24 protein-coding genes are annotated in these 25,603 nt (G+C 52.5%); 23 read left to right on the top strand and 1 reads right to left on the bottom strand.

Annotated features, from left to right (window positions below; all coding sequences use genetic code 11):
- The first annotated feature begins 245 nt into the window (after positions 1-245).
- The 13 genes from NST43_RS17130 to NST43_RS17070 all read left to right on the top strand — a co-directional run bounded on the left by NST43_RS17130 (position 246) and on the right by NST43_RS17070 (position 15,114).
- Positions 246-1,232, top strand: coding sequence for a polysaccharide deacetylase family protein (locus NST43_RS17130; protein WP_209992752.1), 987 nt, complete (start codon positions 246-248; stop codon positions 1,230-1,232).
- A 78-nt stretch (positions 1,233-1,310) separates the two neighbouring features.
- Entirely contained in the window at positions 1,311-2,576 is a 1,266-nt protein-coding gene (locus NST43_RS17125) for a pitrilysin family protein (protein ID WP_339218281.1), read from the top strand.
- Positions 2,554-3,000, top strand: a complete 447-nt coding sequence (gene dut / locus NST43_RS17120) for a dUTP diphosphatase (protein ID WP_209992754.1) — start codon at positions 2,554-2,556, stop codon at positions 2,998-3,000. Before NST43_RS17125 ends, dut begins: the two co-directional genes overlap by 23 nt.
- 361 nt (positions 3,001-3,361) lie before the next feature.
- Entirely contained in the window at positions 3,362-4,258 is an 897-nt protein-coding gene (gene dpsA, locus NST43_RS17115) for a dipicolinate synthase subunit DpsA (protein ID WP_209992755.1), read from the top strand.
- A complete protein-coding gene (locus NST43_RS17110) occupies positions 4,259-4,855 on the top strand; it encodes a dipicolinate synthase subunit B (protein ID WP_209992756.1) in 597 nt (198 codons plus the stop codon).
- Between the two features lie 217 nt (positions 4,856-5,072).
- Complete coding sequence (gene dapG / locus NST43_RS17105) at positions 5,073-6,293, top strand: aspartate kinase (RefSeq protein ID WP_209992757.1); 1,221 nt, start codon at positions 5,073-5,075, stop codon at positions 6,291-6,293.
- 16 nt (positions 6,294-6,309) lie between these two features.
- Positions 6,310-7,185: a 4-hydroxy-tetrahydrodipicolinate synthase gene (gene dapA / locus NST43_RS17100; protein WP_339218278.1), complete on the top strand. Its 876-nt coding sequence runs from the start codon at positions 6,310-6,312 to the stop codon at positions 7,183-7,185.
- A 621-nt stretch (positions 7,186-7,806) separates the two neighbouring features.
- On the top strand, positions 7,807-9,489 hold the full coding sequence (locus tag NST43_RS17095) for a ribonuclease J (protein WP_209992759.1): 1,683 nt from the start codon (positions 7,807-7,809) through the stop codon (positions 9,487-9,489).
- A gap of 153 nt (positions 9,490-9,642) precedes the next feature.
- A complete protein-coding gene (locus tag NST43_RS17090; protein ID WP_209992760.1) occupies positions 9,643-10,143 on the top strand; it encodes an RNA polymerase sigma factor in 501 nt (166 codons plus the stop codon).
- Positions 10,140-11,159 (top strand): anti-sigma factor, encoded by a 1,020-nt coding sequence (locus tag NST43_RS17085; protein ID WP_339218276.1) that lies wholly within the window; start codon positions 10,140-10,142, stop codon positions 11,157-11,159. The genes NST43_RS17090 and NST43_RS17085 overlap by 4 nt, the downstream gene beginning before the upstream one ends.
- A gap of 178 nt (positions 11,160-11,337) precedes the next feature.
- A complete protein-coding gene (locus tag NST43_RS17080; RefSeq protein WP_339218274.1) occupies positions 11,338-12,132 on the top strand; it encodes an ATP-dependent Clp protease proteolytic subunit in 795 nt (264 codons plus the stop codon).
- The gene (locus NST43_RS17075) at positions 12,129-12,344 is read left to right on the top strand and encodes a YlzJ-like family protein (RefSeq protein ID WP_209992762.1); all 216 of its coding nucleotides are present in this window, start codon (positions 12,129-12,131) and stop codon (positions 12,342-12,344) included. Before NST43_RS17080 ends, NST43_RS17075 begins: the two co-directional genes overlap by 4 nt.
- Positions 12,345-12,441: 97 nt before the next feature.
- Positions 12,442-15,114: a DNA translocase FtsK gene (locus NST43_RS17070; protein ID WP_339218273.1), complete on the top strand. Its 2,673-nt coding sequence runs from the start codon at positions 12,442-12,444 to the stop codon at positions 15,112-15,114.
- 73 nt (positions 15,115-15,187) lie between these two features.
- Here NST43_RS17070 and NST43_RS17065 read toward each other — a convergent pair whose 3' ends face one another.
- Positions 15,188-17,164 carry an AraC family transcriptional regulator gene (locus NST43_RS17065; protein ID WP_339218272.1) on the bottom strand — a complete coding sequence of 659 codons (1,977 nt, stop codon included), beginning with the start codon at positions 17,162-17,164 and terminating at the stop codon, positions 15,188-15,190.
- 173 nt (positions 17,165-17,337) lie between these two features.
- On the opposite strand from NST43_RS17065, the gene sleB reads away from it, so the two are divergent.
- The 10 genes from sleB (at position 17,338) to pgsA (ending at position 25,581) form a co-directional block, all read left to right on the top strand.
- Positions 17,338-18,195: a spore cortex-lytic enzyme gene (gene sleB, locus NST43_RS17060; protein ID WP_209992766.1), complete on the top strand. Its 858-nt coding sequence runs from the start codon at positions 17,338-17,340 to the stop codon at positions 18,193-18,195.
- A 187-nt stretch (positions 18,196-18,382) separates the two neighbouring features.
- On the top strand, positions 18,383-19,624 hold the full coding sequence (locus NST43_RS17055; protein ID WP_209992801.1) for a pitrilysin family protein: 1,242 nt from the start codon (positions 18,383-18,385) through the stop codon (positions 19,622-19,624).
- A gap of 2 nt (positions 19,625-19,626) precedes the next feature.
- On the top strand, positions 19,627-20,907 hold the full coding sequence (locus tag NST43_RS17050; RefSeq protein ID WP_209992767.1) for a pitrilysin family protein: 1,281 nt from the start codon (positions 19,627-19,629) through the stop codon (positions 20,905-20,907).
- Positions 20,907-21,674: a 3-oxoacyl-ACP reductase FabG gene (gene fabG / locus NST43_RS17045; protein ID WP_209992768.1), complete on the top strand. Its 768-nt coding sequence runs from the start codon at positions 20,907-20,909 to the stop codon at positions 21,672-21,674. The genes NST43_RS17050 and fabG overlap by 1 nt, the downstream gene beginning before the upstream one ends.
- Positions 21,675-21,805: 131 nt before the next feature.
- Positions 21,806-22,066, top strand: a complete 261-nt coding sequence (locus NST43_RS17040) for a DUF3243 domain-containing protein (RefSeq protein WP_036692667.1) — start codon at positions 21,806-21,808, stop codon at positions 22,064-22,066.
- 147 nt (positions 22,067-22,213) lie between these two features.
- Complete coding sequence (locus NST43_RS17035) at positions 22,214-22,981, top strand: DUF3388 domain-containing protein (RefSeq protein WP_209992769.1); 768 nt, start codon at positions 22,214-22,216, stop codon at positions 22,979-22,981.
- Positions 22,982-23,029: 48 nt separating this feature from the next.
- Positions 23,030-23,971, top strand: coding sequence for a RodZ domain-containing protein (locus NST43_RS17030; RefSeq protein ID WP_339218268.1), 942 nt, complete (start codon positions 23,030-23,032; stop codon positions 23,969-23,971).
- 83 nt (positions 23,972-24,054) lie between these two features.
- Positions 24,055-24,216, top strand: coding sequence for a hypothetical protein (locus tag NST43_RS17025; protein WP_179090467.1), 162 nt, complete (start codon positions 24,055-24,057; stop codon positions 24,214-24,216).
- Positions 24,217-24,352: 136 nt separating this feature from the next.
- On the top strand, positions 24,353-24,844 hold the full coding sequence (locus NST43_RS17020) for a YajQ family cyclic di-GMP-binding protein (protein WP_036692670.1): 492 nt from the start codon (positions 24,353-24,355) through the stop codon (positions 24,842-24,844).
- Positions 24,845-24,993: 149 nt separating this feature from the next.
- Positions 24,994-25,581, top strand: coding sequence for a CDP-diacylglycerol--glycerol-3-phosphate 3-phosphatidyltransferase (pgsA, locus tag NST43_RS17015; protein WP_209992771.1), 588 nt, complete (start codon positions 24,994-24,996; stop codon positions 25,579-25,581).
- Positions 25,582-25,603 lie beyond the last annotated feature (22 nt).

Raw genomic sequence — 25,603 nt, 5'->3', positions numbered from 1 at the left:
CGGTATTCCAACTATAGATAAGAAGAAGAGACAGAGGCAGTACGGTTCTGCCTCTTTTTTTTGGAAAAGTATGCGCAGCGATGGGGTCCTGACAGGACGGCTATATCTTACCCGCTTGAAGGCAGTATAGATGCAGTATGCATAATCTGCGTCCTTCATACATAGGCTGGGACAAAGCGTCCCCGCACGGCTTGACCCTTGTGCGGGGACGGAACAGACCGTTTCTGCCGGGGAGGTAAGACGTCATGAAGACGGACAAGGCGGCGCTTGTGCTGGCTTGCATCGCAGTAGTAATCGGAATTGGCAGTACGAACGGACCCGTGAAAGAGATGATTGCCGGGCTTAAGCCGCAGGCGGATGCAGCCGTGATGAGCTATGCTCTGAATCAGGCGGAGGATGATCTGCGCGCGCAGATTACCCGCCGGGCCGAGGCGCTGAATGCGCAGCCGGTGAATGCTGTAGTTGACCGGGTATGGAAAGCCATACCCGGTTATAACGGGCTGGAAGTCGATGTGGAGGCCACCTACCGGAGCGCACTTTTACGGGGACCCCAAGAAGGGCTCAAGCTGATGTACCGCCAGATTAAGCCTAAGGTATCGCTGGATGATCTGGGAGCGCAGCCGATCTACCGGGGGAATCCGGCGAAGCCGATGGTCTCGCTGATGATTAATGTGGCGTGGGGGAATGAGTATATCCGGCCGATGCTGGATATTCTTGATGCGGAAAAGGTGAAGGTGACTTTTTTTCTGGACGGAAGCTGGCTAAGCCGCAACAAGGAGCTTGCAGCAGAGATGTTGAAGCGCGGGCATGAGGTGGAGAACCATGCGTATACGCATCCCAAGATGAGTAATCTAAGCCGGCCGCGTGCCGCTGCCGAGATTGAGAAGACGCAGAAGCTGCTGAAGGAAAGTCTGGGTGTGACGAATAAGTGGTTTGCTCCGCCGTCAGGAGACTTTAACCAGCAGACGGTGGAGATTGCCGCCTCGCTGGGGCTAAAGACGGTGTTGTGGACGCTCGATACGGTCGATTGGCGCAATCCGTCCCCGGAATCAATTGTTGCCAAGATCAGCAGCCGGGTAGAGCCGGGAACCCTGATCCTGATGCATCCGACGGCGTCCTCCTCGCAAGCGCTAAGAGGGATGATCCGGGGGATCAAAGCCAAGGGCCTGCTCTTGGGAACCGTCAGTCAGACGCTCTCACCTGAGCGTATCGTGACTGCGGAAGTTGAGTGAACGCCTTATTTCTGATAGGATAAGAGGCGCGAATAATAAATACAGACAGAACCAGGGCTGTGCCAGGAGGATTACACATTGGACAAAATATTATTATCGAACGGACTCCGGGTGGTTACCGAGAAGATCCCGACCGGCCGGTCCGTATCTTTCGGAATCTGGGTTAAGACGGGCTCCCGCAATGAGAACCCGCTTAATAACGGGATTTCCCATTTCATCGAGCATATGCTCTTTAAGGGAACTGACCGCTATACCGCCAAGGATATTGCCGAACAGTTTGATGCCATTGGCGGCAACGTCAATGCCTTTACCTCGAAGGAATATACATGCTTTTATGCCAAAGTACTGGATGAGCATTTGCCGATTGCCGTGGATGTGCTGGCGGATATGTTCTTCCGTTCACGGATGGATGCGGAAGAGCTGGCCAAGGAGAAGAATGTGATCCTGGAGGAAATCGCCATGTGCGAGGACACGCCGGATGATCTTGTCCATGAGCTGATGTGTGCTGCCGCCTACGGCGAGCACCCGCTGGCCTATACCATCCTGGGGCTGAAGGAACGCCTGCTGGAGATGACGCCGGATGATCTGCGTGCTTACATGAAGGAGCAGTATACCATCGAGAACACCGTGATCAGCGTAGCCGGTAATATTAATGACGGGCTGATCCCGCTGCTGGAGCAGCATTTCGGTTCCTTCACGAATCATGGTGAAGCACCTCTGCTGACTGAGCCTGCATATCAGGGGGAGCTGGTGTTCCACAAAAAGAAGACTGAGCAGAATCACATCTGCATCTCCTTGCCGGGTGTCCGCAGCGGCGGACCGCTGCAATATCCGATGGCGCTCCTCAACAATGCGTTCGGCGGCGGCATGAGCTCCCGGCTGTTCCAGGAGATCCGCGAGAAGCGCGGTCTGGCCTATTCCGTATTCTCCTACCATAGCGCCCAGGCGGATAGCGGTTTGTTCACGGTGTATGCCGGTACAGCGCCGAAGCAGACCAAGGAAGTTACAGAGCTGATCAAAGAAATGCTGCGTGATCTGGCTGTGAACGGCCTGAGCGAGGACGAGCTCCGTAAGGGCAAGGAGCAGCTCAAGGGCAGCCTGATTCTCAGTCTGGAGAGTACGGGCAGCCGGATGAACCGGATGGGCAAAAATGAGCTGATGCTCGGCCGTCAGGATACGCTGGATGAAATGATAGCCAAAATCGGAGCTGTAACCATGGAGGATATCAACGCTCTGCTGGACTTTATGTTCGCACAGCCGTTGTCCCTGGCGATGGTAGGTTCCACCGATAAAGCGATAGCCAATGTTAGGAGAGATGATCTTGCCGCATTACGTACAAATTAACAAGCTTCCGGGGAATGAGGATGTACTGCTGCCCTGCAAAATGTCCGAGCTGGCCTCGGGGTATGACCTGTATGCCGCTGTAGGAGAGCCTGTGGTACTTGCTCCGGGCGAGCGGACGCTGATCCCGACCGGCATATCGCTGGCGATGCCAGGCGGGCTGGAGGCGCAGATCCGTCCGCGCAGCGGGCTGGCCCTGAAGCATGGCATCACCTGTCTGAACACACCGGGCACGATCGACGCAGATTACCGGGGTGAAATTAAGGTGCTGCTGATCAACCTGGGACAGGAGCCGTTTGCGATTGCCCGTAACGAGCGGATCGCCCAGATGGTATTCCAGGCTGTGCCTGAAGTGACTCTGGTGGAAGTGGATGAGCTGTCTGACACAGAGCGCGGAGCCGGCGGCTTCGGGCATACTGGCAAATAAGCGTCCTTATCTCATAGCTGTACCAATTAGCTTGCGGAAAATGCACCTTCGGGTGCAGCCGCAGGCTTTTTTTAGTTTTCTTTGAATAATTCATAGACTGACATTGTTGCTGAACGTGGCTGAGGGAATCGCCGACAGGAGCAGTGTACCTGATTCTTTTGGTCTAAAACTGCTGGGGACAACAGCGGCCGGAGGGCAAAACATTCTCTGGAGTCACGGCAATCCCAGAACAGAAAAAATACAAGTATAAGCTATAGCTCTTTCTGTGGATTAGAATTCCTCTCCGCTCTTCACCCATCGGCGGCTTCCGGCATAAGATGCTCTATAGTCGAATGAGGTTGTGGAAAGGAGCGTCATCCCTATGCTTACTGGCATCAGGATCGTGTTCCTGGGCGGGGACGCGAGACAAATTGAAGTGATTCGGAAATGTGTGGAATTGGATGCGGCCGTAAGCGTTGCCGGATTCGATACATGGGATGCCCCATGCCCGGGGGTAAGCCTGGAACTGTTGTCGCCCGAGCTGCTAGGTGAAGCGGATGTGCTGGTGCTGCCGGCGGTCGGCTGCGATGATGAGGGTTATATTAACGCGCTGTATTCTTCGGAACGCCTCCAGCTGCGGGAGGAGCATATCGCGGCCTTGCCGTCCCGGGCAATCGTGTACACCGGCATGGCTAAGAGCTATTTGCGCGGCCTGTGTGCCGGACATTCACTGAAGCTGGTGGAGCTGTTGAACAGGGACGATGTGGCAATCTACAATTCTATTCCGACAGCGGAGGGAGCTTTGGTGATGGCCGTACAGAATACGGACTTTACCATACACGGCTCTACATCGATGGTGCTGGGGATGGGCCGGACCGGCTTCACCATGTCCAGAACCCTCCAGGGAATGGGAGCAACGGTCAAAGTAGGCGTCAGGAAGCAGGAGCATTTTGCAAGGGCAGCGGAAATGGGCTGGAAGCCTTTTATGACAGAGGATTTGCTGCTGCATGCACCAGAGGCGGATCTGATCTTCAACACTATACCCGCTATGATTATCAACGCACAGGTCCTGTCCCGGCTTCAGCCGCATTGCGTGATCATCGATTTGGCGTCCGCACCGGGCGGATGCGATTTCCGCTATGCCGAGAAGCGCGGGATCAAGGCGATGCTGGCACCGGGCCTGCCCGGAATTGTTGCCCCCAAGAGCGCCGGAATCATTATGGCAGGTGCGCTGGTACAGTCGATATCGGACGAGACTTTAAGCAGGGGGGATGAATGAATGGATTGGCACGGAAAAACAGTAGGTTATGCCATTACCGGCTCGCACTGCACCTTCGCTGAGGTGATGCCGCAGATTCAGCGGTTCATGGATGGAGGAGCGAATGTGGTGCCGATTGTGTCTGCTTCGGTACTGAATACGGATACCCGCTTTGGAACCTCGGAAAATTGGTTAAAACAGTTGAAAGATATAACAGGGAATGATATCATTTCTACAATTGTTGAAGCGGAGCCGCTGGGTCCTTCCAAGCTGCTGGATGTGCTGACGATCGCTCCCTGCACAGGGAACACAACAAGTAAGCTGGCGAACGCGATGACGGACAGTCCGGTGCTGATGGCAGCCAAATCGCAGATGCGCAACGGGCGTCCGCTGGTGCTGGCGATCTCGACGAATGACGGACTTGGACTTAACGCTGCGAATATTGCGAAGCTCCTGGTTGCCAAACATATTTATTTCGTCCCGTTCGGACAGGATAATCCTGAGGGTAAGCCGAATTCGCTGGTGGCGCAGATGGATCTCATTCCTGAGGCGTGCTACGCCGCTCTACAGGGCAACCAGTTGCAGCCTATGCTAGTTCAACGGTTTTATTCCGCATAGATAATATAATCAGCACGGGATTGGCCCGGAAGAGCGAACTCAGCTGACGGACCCATAAGCTTCATTTCTGCCGTCCTCATCCCGGGGGCGGCACGAACAATTTTACGCTATAATAAGAGTCAGGTTATCGCGGCTACGAACACTTCTGCCTCATGGGGTGATTTATTTCACGTAAGGTTCAGTAAGTCTGCTGAGAGAAGTAATGGAGGAATTATACATGGGTATTTTGGTGCAAAAATTCGGCGGAACTTCCCTATCCACACCTGTGGCCAGAGAACACGTAATTCGTCATGTCAAACGGGAGCTGGCCAGCGGGTTCAGTCTGGTGGTTGTAGTCTCGGCTATGGGCCGCAAAGGAGAACCCTACGCTACCGATACACTGCTTGATCTGGCGGTTCAGAGCGGGAATTCGCTCCCGGACCGGGAACGGGATCTGCTGATGAGCTGCGGGGAGATCATCTCGGCGGCCAATCTGTGCGGTCTGCTGGAGCAGGAGGGTATTCGTTCCACTGTGCTGACAGGGGCGCAAGCCGGATTCCTGACAGACAACAGCTATGGCAATGCCAGAATTCTGGATGTGCGGACGGAACGCATTCTACGGGAGCTGCGCGAGCATAAAGTAGTTATAGTAACCGGTTTCCAGGGTCAGACGGAGGCTGGTGATTTCACCACACTGGGCCGCGGAGGAAGCGACACCTCGGCGACAGCACTGGGAGCCGCACTGCGTGCGGATATGGTAGACATCTATACGGATGTGGACGGCATTCTCACCGCCGATCCGCGGATCGTCGAAGATGCAAGGCAGCTTACTTATGTCAGCTACACCGAGATTTGCAACATGGCGTATCAGGGAGCCAAGGTCATTCATCCACGGGCAGTGGAGATTGCCATGCAGGCCCAGATTCCGGTACGTGTGCGCTCGACCTTCTCTGAAGCAGAGGGGACGCTTGTGACCCATCCGGAAGGCTTCAGTGATGTATCGCACGGAGTCGTTGACCGGTTCGTCACAGGTATTGCCTATGTCAGCAATATTACGCAGATCTCGGTGGAATGTCCGGAGGGCAATGGAACTGGCGTGCAGCTGCAGATCTTCAAGAGCATGGCCGATAACGGAATCAGCGTGGACTTCATCAATGTAACGCCGACCGAGGCCGTATATACGGTGTTCGATGACAAATCGGAGCAGGCAATTGCTGCGCTGCAGGAACTGGGTCTGCGTCCCAAGAGCTTGTCCGGCTGTGCGAAGGTCTCGGTCATCGGTGGAGGCATCAACGGCGTTCCGGGGATTATGGCGCATATCGTCGAAGCGCTCAGCTCGCAGAACATCCAAATTCTGCAGTCTGCCGATTCCAACACAACGATCTGGGTTCTCGTGAAAAAAGAAGATATGGTGCAGTCGGTTCGCGCCCTGCATACCAAGTTTGAATTGCACCGCTGACAAGGAGGAATTCAAAGTGGATTTCGGAAGACTGATCACCGCAATGGTAACCCCGTTTGACGGGGAGGGAGAAATCAACTGGGAAGCAACTTCAAGGCTGGTCGATTATCTGATCGAGGAACAAAAGTCCGCTGCGCTCGTAGTCTGCGGAACAACCGGTGAATCGCCGACCTTAACGGATGAGGAGAAGTTGAAGCTGTTCTCCTTCGTGAAGCAGCAGGCAGACGGACGCTGCAAAATCATTGCCGGTACCGGCAGCAACAGCACCAGACACTCTACCCGGCTCACCAAGGAAGCTGAAAAAATCGGCGTGGACGGTGTGCTTCTGGTCGTCCCGTATTACAATAAACCGAATCAGGAAGGGCTTTACCAGCATTTCTCTGCGATTGCTTCCGCGACTTCGCTGCCCTGCATTTTGTACAATGTGCCAGGCCGTACGACAGTGAGCATGAGTGTAGCAACCACCCTGCGTCTGGCGGAGATTCCTAATATTGTGGCTACGAAGGAATGTGCTTCGGTAGATCAGATTACATGGATTGCCTCAGCTTGTCCTGAAGACTTCCATGTCTACTCCGGAGATGATTCTGCGGGTCTCGCGACGCTTGCTGTTGGGGGCCATGGCATTATCAGTGTGGCCAGCCATGTCGTAGGGGCGCAGATGTCGGAGATGATCGAGGCCTTCAACTCCGGCGATGTCCGCCGTGCAGGTGAGCTTCACCGGCAGCTGTTTCCGGTCTTCAAGGGGCTGTTCGAGTGTCCGCAGCCGCTGCCCAATCCCTCAGCCGTGAAGTACGCGCTGGGGCTGCGCGGGATTGATGTCGGCTCGGTCCGCCTGCCGATGGTCTCACCGACGGAAGAAGAGGCGGCCTTCATTGCGGCTTTGCTAAGATAGTCCAGCCATGGATATGTGAATGAGGCGAAGATAGATAGATCATACAGCGACGGTCACTCTTATAGAGCGGCCGTTTTTTTTACATAACGGACTTTTTGCCACTGCAGAGCGCTTATGGTATTTATTTCTCCCGGATTAACTCTATGTTAAAAAAGTCAGTCTTTGCAGCGCTTTTTTGCTTGTCTTTTCCTCAAATAATGGCTGATTGTTAAGGAAAGAATAGGACCAGGCACAGGGTGACTTGTCTTTTGCCAAAAAAATCATGTATAATGAACTTAATTGACTCGGTGCGGTTAAAAAAATATGCGTAATCTTCCATCAATGTGATTTTACATTGTGAGACAGGATAGGTCCTTGAATAAGTCTGTGCTGAATACGCCGGATTTACGCGCAAGGGGCGCGGTGGTGGAATTTTGAGGGCGTTTGCCCGCTTCAAGAGGATATTACTGCCCGGATTCGGGAGTTTAGACTTGCGCAATTATACAGGCTTACCGGGAATTCCTTGTCGAAGTAAGGAGTTAACAGCATTTTGATGTATATTACAGCGCCGCTGAAATATTGAAGCTCATTGTTAACAAATAAAAAGTATGACGTCCAACATCATAGGAGGGTTAGATTCATTTGTCCAAAAAAAACAACAACAACGACAAACTGACGATATTCGCGCTTGGCGGAGTCGGCGAAATTGGGAAGAACATGTACGTAGTTCAGTACGGCAACGACATTGTAGTCATTGACGCCGGCCTGAAATTCCCGGAGGAAGATATGCTGGGTATTGATATTGTAATACCGGATATCTCCTACCTCATTGAGAACCGTGACAAGGTAAGAGGAATTGTTCTTACCCACGGCCATGAGGATCACATTGGCGGATTATCTTATGTGCTTAAGAACCTGAATGTTCCCGTATACGGAACAAGACTTACCCTGGGTCTTGTGGAGAACAAGCTCAAGGAAGCGAACCTGCTTGGTGAAACTAAGCGGATTCTGATTAATGAGGATTCCGAAGTTGAACTGGGTACATCCCTCAAGGCAACCTTCTTCAGAACGAATCACAGTATTCCGGATTCTGTCGGGGTATGCGTTGAGACACCAGAAGGCAATGTTGTTCACACAGGTGACTTCAAATTTGACCACACGCCAGTCAACGGTCAATTTGCCAATCTGCATCGTATGGCTGAGATCGGATCGAAGGGTGTTCTGGCCTTGCTGTCAGACAGCACGAATGCCGAGAAGCCGGGCTTCACACCTTCGGAGAAGAACGTCGGCATCGTGCTGGAGGATATTTTCCGCAAAGCTGAACAGCGTGTAGTAGTAGCGACCTTCGCTTCGAACGTGCATCGTATTCAGCAGGTCGTGAACGCTTCTGAAGCAACCGGACGCAAGATTACCGTGATTGGACGAAGCATGGTTAACGTAGTGTCCATCGCTTCCGAGCTTGGCTATCTGCATATCCCTGACGGCATGCTCATTGAGCCTGAAGAGATGAACAGAATGGCAGGCAACCGTGTGGTGGTATTGTGCACAGGCAGCCAAGGCGAGCCTATGTCAGCGCTGACACGCATGGCGCGTTCCAGTCACCGCAAGGTAGATATCATGCCGGGCGACACCGTTATTATTGCGGCTACACCGGTACCGGGTAATGAGAAATATGTTGGCCGTACCATTGATGAACTGTTCCGCCTTGGTGCCAATGTTATTTACAGCGGCTCCAACTCCGGCGTTCACGTATCCGGCCACGGCAGCCAGGAAGAGCTGAAGCTGATGCTCAACCTGATGAAGCCGAAATACTTCATGCCAATCCACGGTGAATACCGGATGCAGCGTAAGCATGCGCTTCTGGCTGAATCCGTTGGCGTAGAGCCGAGCAATATCTTCATTACTGAGCTTGGTGAAGTGATTGAGATTTCTGGAGGAGCTGCACGCAGAGCAGGTAAGGTTACTGCAGGCAACGTGCTGATTGACGGACTTGGTGTCGGCGATGTCGGCAACATTGTACTGCGTGACCGCAAGCTGTTGTCGCAGGACGGTATTCTGGTGGTTGTGGTTACCCTCAGCAAGCAGAACGGAGCGATTGTCTCTGGTCCGGATATCATCTCACGCGGATTCGTGTATGTACGGGAATCGGAAGGTCTCCTGGACGAAGCGAACCGGATTGTCTCGGGCACGCTGCAGCGTCTGATGAGTGAGAAGGTCAATGAATGGGCTTCCCTGAAGACCAGTGTCAAAGACTCGCTCGGCCGTTTCCTCTATGAGCAGACCCGCCGCAGACCGATGATCCTGCCGATTATTATGGAAGTATAAGAGAAGCATTTCTTAACAATATAGCTTTGGCAATAGCCTCTTTTCCCGGAAATATTGGACGGTTTCCTGGGGGAAGAGGCTTTTTTATGTTTTTTTCTTTGCACAAAATAACATTTGGGCAACCTGACCGTTATACAGGCAAGGAGGTGCAGCATGGAGCCAAGAGACCTGGAGAAGGTGCTCCAACCCAAAATGGCGGAGATTCGCCGCTACTTGATCCGCCTCGGCGCCGGGGCTTCAGATGCAGAAGATATTGTGCAGGACACCGTGTACAAGGCGCTGCTGTATCTGGAGGCGATCGATGAGCGCAAATTCAGCGCCTGGTTGTACAAGGTTGCGATTAACCGTTATTTTGACCATTGCCGCAGACAGAAGAGATATTCCTATAGCGGTGAGGAAGTGGAAGAACATCCGGCCCAGGAGCAGGAGTTACCGGAAGCGGTGCTGCTGCGCAGAGAACGGAAAGAGGAGATAGAAGGAGTGCTGGACTGCTTGAATCCGGTCAATAAGCAACTGATTCTGCTGAAATATGAAATGGAGCTGTCCTATAAGGAAATCTCCGCCCTGCTCGGCATTTCCGAAGGGACAGTGAAAGCTACGCTCTACCGGGCCAGACAGCAATTTCAACAATTATATGGAGGTGAGGGCGAATGACTGCCCCATGGGATGAAGCAGAAGACCAGAATATTATGCAAACCCTGAAAAAAACCAAACGGAAGAGCATGATCCGCAGCATCCTGATTTCAGTCACAGTTAGTGTGCTTATGCTGATCATCGTATTTTTTGGTGCGGCGCAGTTGGTAGGACATCTGTCTTCCAACGCACTTTATAGCGAACAGCGGTATATGAGGATTAGCAGCCCTAATGAATTTAATTCTGGCTTTAGGGACAATAGAGGTTTTTTATCAGGAGTAATGGAACTTCAAACCTATAAAATCGTCGATGCCGTACCGATCCCCTGGAAGAATAGATGGCTCAATTACAACGCCTGGTGGTTTCCTTTCACAACCGGCGCCTATGGCGGTTCTAACAGCCTGACCGTAGAAGATCCGAGCATGAAGCAGGAAGGATATGAGTATTACCGGGGTTATAATTCCTATAACGGGCAGAGGGAGATGGCCTTCTATATCCCGGGCGTCGATTACGGCGGAAGAATTCTAAATGATCTTCCTGAGCTGGACAAGATGAACGAAGACAAGCGGGTGGAGTTCGCGATATCTTTTGACAAGGATTATTCCTTCGAAGAGGTGAAAGGTCTGCTGCCCGCAGGCGCCAAGCCAGTCTGGTACTGGGTCGATACGTATGATGAACGCGAAGGGTTCAACTTCAAGCCCTATCCAAATGAGAATGATCCCGCTAAAATGAACTATCCAACCCCGATGAACGCGAACTACGGAGTCTACGGGTTCGGCGTCCAGCCGGACTGGGCTCAGGCGAAACCCGAGGATTTCATCGGCGCAGTACAGATCGGGGTAGACAAGAAAGACAATCACCACAGTGAGTATCTGCGTATCTTCAATTATTTGAAAAAAGACAAGCCTGCACCGGAGGCCGGGGATGTACGGATACTGGGTGTGGTTGTGACCGGGACGGCGGACGGGTTAAAGAGCCTGAAAGGTCAGACCTACGTGCGCGGAGCAGCGCTGGGTGCGGTGGTGGACAAATACTAAAATATGAAATACAGAGGGCGGCTCGTTAAAGAGAGGGGCCGCCCTCTTGAATTAGCAGCAGAAAAATACAAGTGCAATTTATATAGTGCATAAGGGGGTCCCCCGGAATGTCATACTAACAGAAATTAGAATCCTGAAGCACACAGGTGTTGCAGGCAGAAGGGGAGCGCTGTGTACGATGGAAATCACAGAGGCAAGTAAGGCGGACGGAGGGCGTAACGAAGAGATCCTGCCAGGCGAGGTTAAACCAGCGGTGAATGAGCCGGTTCCTCCAGGGATGCCGGGACCTGTGGGGGTGCTGAAGGAGCTGGGGCAGACGGCGGTGCCGACAGGGGAGCCGGATATTTTTTGCATGACGATTATTGGACAAATTGAAGGGCATTTCGTCTTGCCGCCGCATAACAAGACTACAAAATACGAGCATATTATTCCCCAGCTCGTTGCAGCTGAACAGAGTAAGACCATTAAAGGGCTGCTGATCATTCTCAATACGGTTGGCGGGGACGTAGAGGCTGGACTGGCCATTGCCGAGATGATCGCTTCCTTGTCGAAGCCTACGGTAACAGTTGTCATCGGCGGCGGTCACAGCATCGGTGTACCTATAGCGGTATCCTCCACGTATTCCATTATTGCTGAAAGTGCCACCATGACGATCCATCCGATCCGGATGAACGGTCTGGTGATCGGCGTGCCGCAGACCTTCGAGTACATGGAGCGTATGCAGGAGCGGATGGTGAAATTCGTGACCTCTCATTCCCGCATCACGGAAGTGCAGTTCAAGGATCTGATGTTCAAAACCGGAGAGCTGAACCGCGACATCGGTACCGCAGTGGGCGGGCAGGACGCCGTCAGGTTTGGTCTGATGGATGAAGTGGGCGGGATCGGCGCTGCACTCGCCCATTTGAACCGGATGATTGCTGCTGCACCCACTCTGACAAATGAGACACTCCCGCAAGGGGGGCTGCCCCAGTGACCTTTTATACCATTCTGCCGATGGAGCAAATATTCGAGGGGGCGTTGAATTATGCCCGGCCTGTGCAGGAGATGACTATTCAAGGTATGCTTATGCAGGTCGAGCTGCTGGACGGAGGGCAGGCGAAGGTGGTAAGGCTGCTGCAATGTCCGCTGGATAAATACCTGGATGCTGCCTTCTCCCCGGGTGCAATCCTTCAACTGGACAGCTAAGTGCGAACATACAGCCTAAAGATGCATATTCTGACAAAAGAGAACATAGGTACGCCACGCCATTATATGGTATAATGTTGACTCGGGGGTGGCTGGCGTGGCTAAACGGAGAAGAAAGAAGAAGAAAGCGCTGCTGGGCAGTGTTTTAAAATATGAAATCTATGGAATTCTGCTGATTACGATATCCGTCATTGCGTTATCGGGGGAGGCGGCTGTCGGCCGCTCGCTCTCAAGCATGGCGGGGTATTTACTCGGCAGATTCTATTTTGTGCTGCCGCTGGCCGGCACTTTTTACGGACTGATGGTAATGATTCACAGGAAATGGCCATCCAACTGGAACAGCCGCTATACCGGAGGCCTGCTCCTGCTGTTGTCTATGTGCCTGATGAGTACCATTTCGGCGATGCAGCAGAAGCTGGGACCGCTCGGGATGCTGCATCCGGGCAATGTACTGTCTCAAATACATAATGATCTATCCGGCGCCCTCTCACCGGGCGCCGGCGACAGCAGTGTATACATGCTGGGCAAGGACATAAGCGGAGGGTACATCGGCGCGCTTGAATACGCTGCGCTCCTGTGGCTGTTCGGCAATCTGGGCGCCAAGCTGCTGATGATTGTATTGCTGGCCATCAGCTTCATGCTGATTACCAATCTGTCCTATGTCGAGCTGTTCACATTGCTCCGGGTGAGAACCATTAAGCTGATTGAAGGAATTAAGCTCCGGGCGGCGAACCGTCCCGCTGCTGTTCCTGTGGTGAACAGCAGACCGGCCAGAGCCAGCAGGGTCACGCTGCCTGAGCCTGCGGATGATGATGACTACTTTGAAGAGGATGACGGATCGGATCAGCACCTGCCAAGACGCGGACAGTCGAAGCTGCTGGGCAGAATAACGGCCTGGTTCGGCGGGTCTGCCCGCCAGAGCCAGCCGGAAGTCATGGATGATCCGGAGGATGCATTGCCGGATATTATCATTACCGATCCGCGAAGTGGTCCGGTAATCTCCGGACTGACAGCAGCGGGAGGTGTTCCTCTGGAGGAGTATGGCGAGGAGGATTTCCCGGATGAAGAGCTTGAGCCTGTTACGCCGATCATCCGTGACTTCTTCGAGCATATCCGCTCTGAAGGGCTGAATGCCGAGGACCGGGAGGAATGGAGCGAATTCTCACCGGCGGCACGTGGCGGTGCTGTCACCGGTACGGGTACTGCGGAGCTGACGAGAGCGGGAGCAGATCCGGCTTCGTCGGGGGAATCCGCTGAAGATGCATTGCCTGTGGAGCTGGACGGACTGCTGGGAACGGCAGAGAATGGTGAGGCGGCTCCGATGATACCGCCGCCTCCGCCTCCTAAGCCGTACAAGCTCCCGTCCTTCCGCTTGCTGGCTAAGCCGAGTAACGGGGCGAAGGCGGGAGATCAGAATGATTACATGCAGACGGCACGCAAGCTGGAGGCCACACTGGAGAGCTTCGGTGTACGGGCGAAGGTGCTGGAGGTGGTCCGCGGACCGGCCGTGACCCGTTATGAGATTCAGCCGGATATCGGCGTGAAGGTCAGCCGGATTGTCAATCTTACTGATGATATCGCGCTGGCGCTGGCCGCCAAGGATATCCGGATGGAAGCGCCGATTCCCGGCAAATCGGCCATCGGCATCGAAGTGCCGAACGCGGAGGTCTCGGTCGTCACCATGCGTGAAGTGATGGAGACACAGATTTTTCAGGAGGCGGATTCGCGGCTGACCATTGCCTTCGGGCGGGATATCTCCGGCCAGACGATTATCGGCAATCTCGCCAAGATGCCCCATCTTCTGGTAGCGGGAGCTACCGGCTCCGGTAAATCGGTCTGTATCAATGGTATTATTACCAGTATTCTATACAAGGCTAAGCCGAATGAAGTGAAATTCCTCATGGTTGACCCCAAGATGGTCGAGCTGAATGTATATAACGGCATTCCGCATCTGCTGGCTCCGGTAGTTACGGACCCCAAGCGGGCCAGTCTGGCCTTGAAGAAGATCGTGGTGGAGATGGAGAAGCGGTACGAGCTGTTCTCCAAATCAGGCACACGCAATATGGAAGGCTATAACAACTTGATGAAGGATAATCCGGCAGCGGTGCTGCCCTATATTGTGGTCATCGTGGACGAGCTTGCGGATCTGATGATGGTTGCGGCCAATGATGTGGAGGATGCGATCTGCCGGCTTGCCCAGATGGCGCGTGCGGCAGGGATTCATCTGATTATCGCTACACAGCGTCCTTCGGTGGATGTGATCACCGGTCTGATCAAGGCGAATATTCCTTCGCGTATTGCCTTCGGAGTCTCCTCGAATGTGGATTCCCGGACCATTCTGGATATGCCGGGTGCCGAGAAGCTGCTTGGACGCGGCGACATGCTGTTCCTGCCGATGGGGGCTTCCAAGCCGATCCGTGTCCAAGGTGCTTTCATGAGCGATCAGGAAGTCGAGACGATTGTGCAGTATGTCAGCAGCCAAGGGGAAGCGAATTATGATGAGTCGCTTGTGCCTGAGGTGGACGACACCTTGAGCGAGGATCAGGAGCCGCAGGATGAATTGTATGAACAGGCCGTCCAGATTGTTCTGGAAGCCAAGCAGGCCTCTGTATCGCTGCTTCAGCGGCGTATGCGCGTCGGTTACACGCGTGCCGCACGCTTGATCGACTCTATGGAGGCCAGAGGCGTTATCGGCCCTTACGAGGGCAGCAAGCCGCGTGAGGTGCTGATGTCGCTGGAGCAGTATCAGCAGAACAGACTCAGTTCATAAATGTAAAAAGCTGTCCCGCAAGCCATGAATGGCTGATTGGGACAGCTTTTTATTTGGAGTAGGATTAACGATATTACTTCACCCGTGGTGCTGCAAGCAAATGCTCAACAATGAAATCAAGCTGCGCGTTCAGGGAGTAAATATCGCTGTAATAGGATAACCCGAAGTCGATATTCATCAACCGGCCTTCTTTGACTGCAGGGATGCCGTTCCAGAGCGGGTCTTTAGTCAGATCAGCCATCCCTTCATAGGAGGAGCGGAAGATATAATCCCCGCTGTAATCAGCCAATACTTCAAAGGATACGGTATCACCGCCCATATTGGTCTTGGAATCAATTTTTTGCTGAAGGAGCTCAGGCGCCTTCATTCCGAGATATTCATAAATGACCTGCGAACCCCGGCCGTACTGTTTGCTCATCACCACTACCATACTGCGGTCTGAACCGCCCTCCATGATGGAGATCGTCGAACCCAGAATTCCTGCGTCCTGCAGCTTCTGCTTACTGTCCTTCACTTTGGCATGGAAGTCGTTCAAGAGGGTGGTAGCCTGTTCTTCCTTGCCGAAAATATGTCCAATGAAACCTACCCGCTCATCGGTCGTCATCTTCTCATAAGGGACCAGCACTGTCGGTGCGATGTCATGCAGTGCTGCGTAGGTTTCCTCAGAAGGAACGATAATCAGATCGGGATCAAGCGATAAGACAGCTTCCGGGTTGGCCTCGAACCAACTTCCCAACTTCTGTACATCTTTCAATTCATTCTCGAAGGCAGCACCTTCATTTACACTAGAGACACCTACGGGCTTGATGCCTAGAGCCAGCACATCGCCCAGCAGATACAGCACCACGACACGCTGAGGATCGGCAGGCACCACGACATCTCCTTTTACCGTAGAGATCGTCCGGGTCTGTGCCTCGGCTGCCGTGTTGTCCGGGGACGTTGTAGAGGATGCCGTCGTAGCAGGCGAAGAGGTTGGCGATGGGCTGGCACTGCCCGCTGCATTGGAACCGGCATTTCCTGAGGAACAGGCACTTAACACTATGGTGAAGCATAACAACAAGGTAAACATTAGGGATGGCTTGGCCGTTCTGAACATGGATGACGCTCCTTTTAGATCATATTGATAATGATTATCATCATCAATATATCGGAGAGTGCCTTCACGGGCAATGTCATATGCAGACAGCGCAGATGGCATATCCCGCCACGGTAAAGCGGCCTGTACAGAATTTTTGTACCTCACCGGAGCGTTTCCGAAGTGCTTCTTGAACATTTTTCCAAAAGAATACGCATCCGGGTAGCCCACAGCAACAGCAATATCATGCAGTGTGGCCTCTGTGCCCAGCAACAGCTCACGCGCCTTGTCCATGCGGATCTGAACCAGATATTGGGCGGGGCTGCTCTGAAGCCGCATGCGGAATAACCTCGATAATGTCCTCGGGCTGGTGCCCAAAGTGTCGGCAAGTGTATCCAGGGTGAACGGCCTGCTGTAAGAATCATGCATATAGCGTACAGCCTGGTCGAGCACATCTGTTCTAAGCGGGTGCAGCTCCTGCCCCTGCATCTGATGAAGCAGCTCATGGACCCATTGATAGAACAGGACTTTGACATGCAGATGCTCCAGTGCGCGGCGTGTCTGCCAATCACCATACATCTGGTCTAGAAGCTCGTACAGCGGCAGGGGGTGGGCAGGAGTGAACTGATAGGTCCCGGTAAAAGGCTTGCTGCGATCCAGCAGTGCTGTCAGATTGCGCCGTGCAGGCAGGGTTAACGTTGACCGGTACATAATAAGGTAATAATCCAGAATTTCCTGTGTCTTCAGCAATTGGATCGTGGTGCCTTTGCCCCCATGAAAGACGCTGGAGCCGCTGATCTCATAGGATCTGTCATCTATAAGCATACTTGCGTTGCCGCGAACGATATATAGGTATGTACTAGCCGGAAGGCGGTACTTCAACGGAGGTTGTCCCGAAGTGAATGAGGCCTTGCGGATATCGATAACTTCTACAGTAGCATGATTCCACAGCACGATATGGTCCTTAAAATCCATGTTTTCTTCTCAACTCCTGTTGTTTCATAACCCAAGTATAGTTGATAATCGTTCTCAGCTGCAATGAATTTCCGCTTCCCTGCTTTACGGTCATGCATAGGAAGTCCTGCCAGTCGTCATAATAACTTTAGCCATTCATGCAGAACTTCCAAGAGAAAGGTAGAGCGAATCCCATGACAAAACATAAGCAGTGGATCATTGCCGCAGTTAGCCTTGCCCTTGCAGCTGCGCCGTTTGCCGGTGTAATCTTCAAAGATCCTAATTTGATCTATGCCAAGCCATATGCAGCAGACCGGGTTACAGCAGAAATTTCTGAGGCTGAGGTAGGGGAGGAAGCACTGCCCGCATTCGGTACAACTCCGCTTAAGGTAGGCTCCTCGGGGCAGGATGTCTATGAGCTACAGGGAAGATTGAAGCACCTTGGTTTTTTTAACGGGAAGATCGACAGTCACTTCGGGACCAAAACCAAAAATGCCGTCACCTGGTTCCAGTGGAAATTCGGCCTGAAATCTGACGGAGTTGTCGGGGCCAAGACGAAGCTTAAGCTATACAATGCGACTACAGCCTGGAAACCGACAGCACCGGGGGCAACTACCGCCCAGAAGAAAGCTCCCTCTGGCGCAGCGGCAGCCAAATCGAACACTGCTGAACTGTCCTCCGGCAATACGATGGGCCTGTCCGAAAATGACCTGAAGATCATGGCGAATGCGGTATACGGCGAGTCACGCGGGGAACCCTTTGAAGGACAGGTGGCCGTAGCTGCAGTTATTCTCAACCGTGTAAAATCTCCAAGCTTCCCGAATACGCCATCGGGCGTTATTTTTCAGCCTGGAGCCTTCACTGCCGTAGCCGACGGCCAGATCTATCTGGAGCCTAATGAACAGGCACGCAAGGCAGTACAGCAGGCACTGAACGGCTGGGACCCTTCTGGCGGCTGCATCTATTACTTCAACCCCAAGACTGCGACTTCCAAGTGGATTTGGTCCCGTCCGCAGGTGAAGACGATCGGCGAGCATATTTTCTGCATGTAAGCTTGCACCTGTCCTGTATACAACCTTCCGTAAGAGCAACCGGTACGCTGTCCTCCGGTTGCTTCCTTACTTTGGAATGGTTTAGAATGGATAATACTTCATAAACTTGTTATAGAGCATCTATCCACGCCGCAAAGGAGTTTTGGACTTGACTAATAATGGATTTCAACATGGAAATGCCGCAGGCATGCGCATACATGTTCTGCCGACCAAGGCGTTCAAGACGTTCGCCATATCGCTGTACGCAGGCGTTCCGCTTGAAGAAAGCACAGTAACCTCGACTGCACTGGTTCCGTTTGTACTCCGCCGGGGGACTGCCTCTTACCCGGAGACTACCCAATTCCGTGAGCGTCTGGAGGAGCTGTACGGAGCAGGCTTCGGCTTCGATATTTACAAACGCGGGGATTACCAGATTGTCCAGTTCCGGATGGATACGATCAATGATTCCTTTGTGCAGAGCAAGGAGAGTCTGCTTGGGGAATCCTTTGCTTTTCTGGGAGAGGTGTTGACCCGTCCCTTGCTTGAGAATGGAAGCTTCCGGGCTTCTTATGTAGCTACAGAACGCGAGACGATCCGCAAGAAGCTGGAATCCATTGTGAATGACAAAATCCGCTACGCCGCAGAACGCTGCATTGAGGAAATGTGCCGCAACGAGCCTTACCGTCTGCATCCCCTCGGCCAGCGGGCCGATCTGGATGCCATCACGCCTGAAACGCTGTACCAGAGCTATACCTCCTGGCTGAATGGAGCTACGCTTGATCTGTATGTAGTGGGCGATACCACACCTGAGGAAGTCGAGAAGCTGGTGACCGCTCATTTCGGCCGGGCCCATCACTCCGAAGCTGGAGGCTATACCTCGGACTTCACTCCAGTAACGGTTACGGAAGTGCGGACGGTAGAGGAGAAGCTGGATGTGAATCAAGGTAAGCTGAATATGGGGCTGCGGACTTCGATTACCTACAAGGATGACCGGTATGCTTCCGCGCTGATGTACAACGGTATCCTTGGCGGTTACCCGCATTCGAAGCTGTTCGTCAACGTGCGTGAGAAGGAGAGCCTGGCGTATTACGCCTCCTCCCGTTATGACGGGCATAAGGGCATCGGGACGATTCAATCGGGGATCGAGACCCAGAACTACGGCAAAGCCGTTGATATTATCCGCAAGCAGCTGGATGAGCTGAAGGCCGGCAATATCACTGACCTGGAGCTTAGCCAGACGAAGGCGATGATCCGCAACCTGCTGTCCGAGATTCAGGATTCAGCGTTTGAGATGATCTCCTTTGATTTCAACCGCCAGCTATCCGGCAAAGACCGTTCTGCCCAGGAACTGATGGACCAGGTTGACAGCATGGGGGCGGCTGAAGTGAAGGCAGCGGCGGATACTTTTGAGCTGGATACGATTTATTTCCTGACAGGGAAGGAGGAATAGGGATGGAGAAGCTCCATTACGAACGGCTTCAAGAAACACTTTATCACGAGGTTATGGATAACGGACTGCAGGTGTACGTGCTGCCGAAGCCGGCTTTTCTCAAAACCTATGCCACCTTTGCCACGAAATACGGTTCGGTAGACAATCACTTCAAGGTTGCGGGCGGCGAAGAGACTACGGTCCCTGACGGAATTGCCCACTTCCTGGAGCATAAAATGTTCGAGGAGCCGGAAGGCGACATTTTTGCTACCTTTGCTTCTAATGGTGCATCCGCGAACGCCTTTACCAGCTTTGACCAGACGGTGTACCTTTTCTCGGCCACGGAGAACATTGAGCAGAATCTCAGCACCCTGGTTGATTTTGTGCAGCGTCCGTATTTCACCGATGAGAACGTGGAGAAGGAAAAGGGAATCATTGGGCAGGAAATTAATATGTATGCTGACAATCCCGACTGGCGCGTATATTTCGGGCTGATTGAGGCGATGTACGCCACTCATCCGGTGCACATTGATATTGCCGGAACCATTGAATCGATCTCAACCATTACCAAAGAAACGCTCTACACCTGCTACAATTCCTTCTATCATCCCAGCAATATGCTGTTGTTCATTGTCGGCGGTGTTGATCCTGAGCAGGTATTTGAACTGATCCGCAGCAATCAGCAGGGCAAGAGCTATGAGAAGCAGGGCGAAATTACCCGCATCTTCGCGGAGGAGCCTGAGCAGGTTGCCTCGAAGCATGTGGAGAGCAGACTGGCTGTCTCGATTCCCAAGATGATGTTCGGATTCAAAGAAAAGGTGGATGGTCTGAGCGGTGAAGCGGCGGTACGCCGTGATCTGACCACGAAGCTGATGCTGGATCTGCTGTTTGGCAGCAGTACGGCCTTGTATCAGAAGCTCTATGACGAGGAATTGATCTCGGACAGCTTCGGCCATGAATTTAACAGCTCAACGGAGTATGCATTCTCGGCGATCGGCGGCGATACCAAAGATCCGGGGCTGCTGCTTGAACGGATTAAGGAAGAAGTTGGACGTATTCTGGAGACGGGCTTCGCCGAGAAGGATTTCGAACGGGCCCGCAAAAAGAAAATCGGCGGCTTCCTGCGGATGCTGAATTCGCCGGAGAGCATTGCCCATGAGTTCACGCGTTACCAGTTCCGTGGAGGAGATCTGTTTGAAGTGCTGCCCCTGTATGAATCGATCACTCTGGATGAAGTGAATGCCCGGCTCCATGCCCATGTCGATTGGGAGCAGCTGGCCGTGTCGCTGGTGGTGAGTCCTTAATGACATTGCCGGGAGAGGACAGCAAACCGATTGGTGAAATGACAGTGCTTATTACCGGGGGCAGCGGGGGAATCGGCGGCGCGATCGCTGAGCGTTTTGCTTCGGTGGGAATGAACATTGTGATTCATTATATGAACTCGCATGAAGCGGCAAATGATGTGGCCCGGCGCTGTCTGGCGCTGGGGGCGAAGGTGATGACCGTGGCGGCGGACATGAAAGACCGCAGTCAGCTTGTGCGCATGGCCGAAAGGCTGGAGAGCAGCGGCATGATGCCGGATATCCTGGTCAATAATGCCGGAAAAGCCCATTATGGCATGTTAGCCGATCTGACCGAGGAGGAGTGGGATGATATCATGGCGGTGAATTTGAAGGGCACCTTCATGTGCAGCCAGATTTTCATGCCTTATATGGTCACGCAGCGTTACGGGCGGATTATTAATGTGTCTTCGGTGTGGGGGATCTCTGGCGCATCCTGTGAAGTGGCGTATTCGGCCAGCAAGGGCGGCGTAAATGCTTTTACCAAGGCGCTCGCCAAGGAGCTGGCCCCCTCCAAGGTCACTGTGAACGCTGTAGCGCCTGGAGCGGTCCACACGGCCATGCTGGCTAATCTGCAGGCTGATGAGCTGAAGATGCTGGAGGAGGAGATTCCTGCTGGGAGACTGGCTACCCCTGAGGATATATCCTCGCTTGTTTATTTTCTGGCGCTGCCTGAATCCGGTTATATTACGGGGCAGGTCATCAGTCCGAACGGCGGCTGGATTACTTAATTACATGTATACTGCCAGTAACCATGAGCCTCTCTGGAGAAATGCTCCAGCATAAGAAATTCCGGCTTGAGACATATTATAACTGTTGCTTCTGAATCTCAATATCATTACAAACCTGAGGAGGATTTAAGATGTCAACAGATTCCGTAGTGAAGAACTTTGATACCTGGAAAAGCTTTTTGGGCGACCGGGTCATTCAGGCCGAAAAAATGGGGATGAGCGACGAGACCATCACCAAGCTGGCATTCGAAATCGGGGAATTCCTCGATAAGAAGGTCGATCCGGGCAACTATTCCAACCGGGCCATCAAAGAGCTGTGGGATGTCGGAACGGATGACGAGAAGCATACCATTGCCGGACTCATGGTCAAACTGGCGAAGAAAAACGCATAGGTACGCGGATGAAGCTCCCCTTGCGGGAGCTTTTCTGCAATTATTACAATCGTGTCCTTGCCTTTCAATTTTTTTTTATATATCATTAACATGACCCGTGTATCTGAAACAACATGCAGGGAAAAGGAATCTATGAGGTGCGCACAAGTGGAATATAAACAATGGTATATGGAATATAAGATACATAAGAACAGACCCGGTCTGTTAGGCGACATCGCTTCTATGCTGGGAATGCTGGAAGTCAATATTCTGACGATTAACGGCGTTGAAGGCAAGACGCGCGGAATGCTGCTGGAAACCAGCGACGACGAGAAGATCATGCTAATGGGCGAGATGCTCAAAAAAGTTGACAATATAACGGTTACGGCACTGCGTACACCGCGGCTTGTGGACCGGCTGGCCGTCCGGCATGGACGGTATATTGACCGTGACTCGGATGACCGCAAGACCTTCCGGTTCACCCGGGATGAGCTTGGGCTGCTGGTCGATTTCCTCGGCGAGCTGTTTAAAAGGGAAGGTAATCAGGTTATAGGACTACGTGGCATGCCACGGGTAGGCAAAACGGAATCGATCATTGCCGGCAGCGTCTGTGCCATGAAGCGCTGGACGTTTGTTTCCTCTACGCTACTGCGCCAGACGGTCCGCAGCCAGCTCGCCGAAGATGAGATGAACCCGCATAATGTATTTATCATTGACGGGATTGTCAGCACCATCCGCTCCAACGAGAAGCATTATAACCTGTTGCAGAATGTCATGGGCATGGCAAGCACCAAGGTGATTGAGCATCCTGATATTTTTGTGCGGGAGTCCGAATACACCTTCGATGACTTCGATATCATTATTGAGCTGCGCAACGCACCGAACGAAGAGATATTGTACGAGTCGTTTACGACAAGCTACAGTGAAGATCTTTAATATATTTAATCTGGAGCATTGCTCACACAACATTTAGGAGGTGATGGTATGTCGGAACTGGGCCGGCATTTGAAGGAGGCGCGTCTGCAAAAAGGGATGAGTCTTGATGATGTCCAGGAAGTAACAAAGATCCGCAAAAAATATTTGGAAGCCATCGAAGCAGGGGATTATAAAGTGCTTCCGGGCAGTTTTTATGTCCGGGCCTTTATCAAAACCTATGCCGAGGCGGTCGGGGTTAACCCGGATGAACTGATGGAGGAACACGGCAATGTGCCTGCCGCTCCCGTCGATACTACTATGGAGACCGTGATCCAGAAGCGGAGCCGTAAGCCTGAAACAGAGCGGAATGCCAAGTGGCTGCCGACCTTGCTTATGTGGACCTTTCCGATTTTAATTCTGGTGGTCATCTATTTATATGCAACTTCATCGATGAATCAACAGGAGCCGAAGCAGGCGGATACCGCAGAAATGACTTCGGCAACGCAAGATCCAACCAAGGTCAAGCCTTCGGCCACTGCTGCGGGCGGCGTTACAGCCCCAACAGCTACTGCTGATGCGGCAGCTACGGCTGAAGCAGGAGCCACGGCAACACCAGTACCTTCTGCAACTCCGGAGCCGTCTGCTTCTCCGGGGTCCGTCACCGTTACTCAGGACCGCAAATCGGGCAAGACAACGATCTATAAAGTCTCGGCGCCTGCCGGAGGCCAGGTTCAGGTAGTGATTGCCTCAACCGGTGTCAGCTGGCTTGAAGTGTACAAGGGCGAGAACTCCAAGGGGGAGAAGCTCAGCTTCGGGAATACCAAGGCCGGCGATAATCTGAGCTTCACGCTGGACAGCGAAGGCATGTATATCAAATCGGGATATTCACCGGCTACGGCGATTTCGGTCAACGGACAAGCTATCACCGACGGCAAAACCTCCTCGCGTCTGCTGCTTGAACTGGATAGCGGGACGAACGGCGCTACTGGAGAGAGTACTACCGGAGAATAGTACATCTGATGTATAGTCTTTGGCGGAATGGAGAACCTAGAAGTGTTTAACAGTTCTTTCGCCAAAGTGAGGTGTATTCTCTCATGACCGTCAGCTGGATTGTAACAGGGCTTGGTATTATTGTCAGTCTCCTGGGGTATTATTTAACACCGGGCGCCTGGGGATATGGTATTCTGGGCTTTGGACTGGCACATGTTCTGCTGGGGATTCTGGATATGTTCCGGGCTCCTGCACGAAGCAGATAATATCTGGATGTGAGCGTCTCCCGGGCTAGTTCCGGGAGGCGTGTTTTTAGGTGCACTCTTTTTCCAAGTATTAGACTTAAGAGCCCCTATCTCATATAATAGGAACAGACTAATTGTAAGTAAAGGATGTGGAACCATGAGTTCGGAAAGTTCATTTGATATTGTATCCAAGATGGATATGCAGGAGTTGACCAATGCGGTTCATCAGACCGAGAAGGAAATTGAGAACCGGTTTGATTTCAAGAACAGCAAGAGCAGCCTGAAGCTGGAGAAGGATGCGCTTGTAGTCGCCTCAGAGGATGAATACAAGCTGAATGCAGTGATTGATATCCTCCAGACCAAGATGGTGAAACGGGGAATCACGCTGAAGAATATGGATTTCGGCAAAGTAGAGCCGGCCTCACTTGGCACGGTGCGCCAGCGGTTGGGTCTGCGGCAAGGCATAGACCAGGAGAATGCGAAGAAGATCAATATCCTGATCCGCGATTCCAAGCTGAAGGTCAAGAGCACGATCCAAGGTGATCAGATCCGTGTCACCGGCAAAAGCCGCGATGATCTTCAGCAGATTATCCAGCTCTTGCGCAAAGCTGATTTGCCGCTGGATTTGCAGTTTAACAATTTAAAGTAAGACTATGTACCCCGCAGTGTATACGTAACTTACTTGCGGGGTGCTTTATGTTTTTTTGACACGTATTTAGGGCTATAATATACTAGCTAAGCAGTTTTGAAGAAAATGCTGGAATATCGGATTCGTCTAGACTAGGGGAGGAAACTTCAGTGAATTTACCCAACCGTATCACATTAGCACGTATTTGCCTTATCCCAATCATGATGTTTTTTCTGCTGGTGGACTTCAGCTTCTATCCGGAACCGATACATTGGGGCTCCTTTCAGCTTTCCATTAATCATTTGGTCGCGGCAGTTATTTTTCTGCTTGCAGCCAGTACAGATGGAATTGACGGTTACATAGCCAGAAAGTATAACATGGTCACCAATCTGGGCAAGCTGCTCGATCCGCTGGCGGACAAACTGCTGGTCTCTGCAGTGCTGATCTCGCTTGTGGAGCTGGGACGCTGCGATTCCTGGATTGCCATTGTCATCATCAGCCGCGAGTTCGCCGTGACCGGCCTGCGCCAGGTGGCGCTGCTTGAGGGGAAGGTTGTGGCTGCAAGCAAATGGGGCAAGATAAAGACAGTCATTCAGATCGTCGCTATTTCGCTCCTGCTCCTTAACAACTTCCCGTTCCAGTTCGTCAGCATTCCTGTGGATGATATTGCGATCTGGGCAGCAGCCCTTATCACCATATATTCAGGTGTTGATTATTTTGTGAAGAACAAGGAGCTGCTGGAGTTTGATAAAGCCTGAGGCGCGCAGCGCAGCTTGAAAC

The organism is Paenibacillus sp. FSL H8-0332 (genome assembly GCF_037963835.1).
Lineage (GTDB): Bacteria > Bacillota > Bacilli > Paenibacillales > Paenibacillaceae > Paenibacillus_AQ > Paenibacillus_AQ rhizoplanae.
The sequence above is the reverse complement of the archived record's forward strand: the minus strand, read 5'-3'. Positions and strand labels throughout refer to the sequence as shown.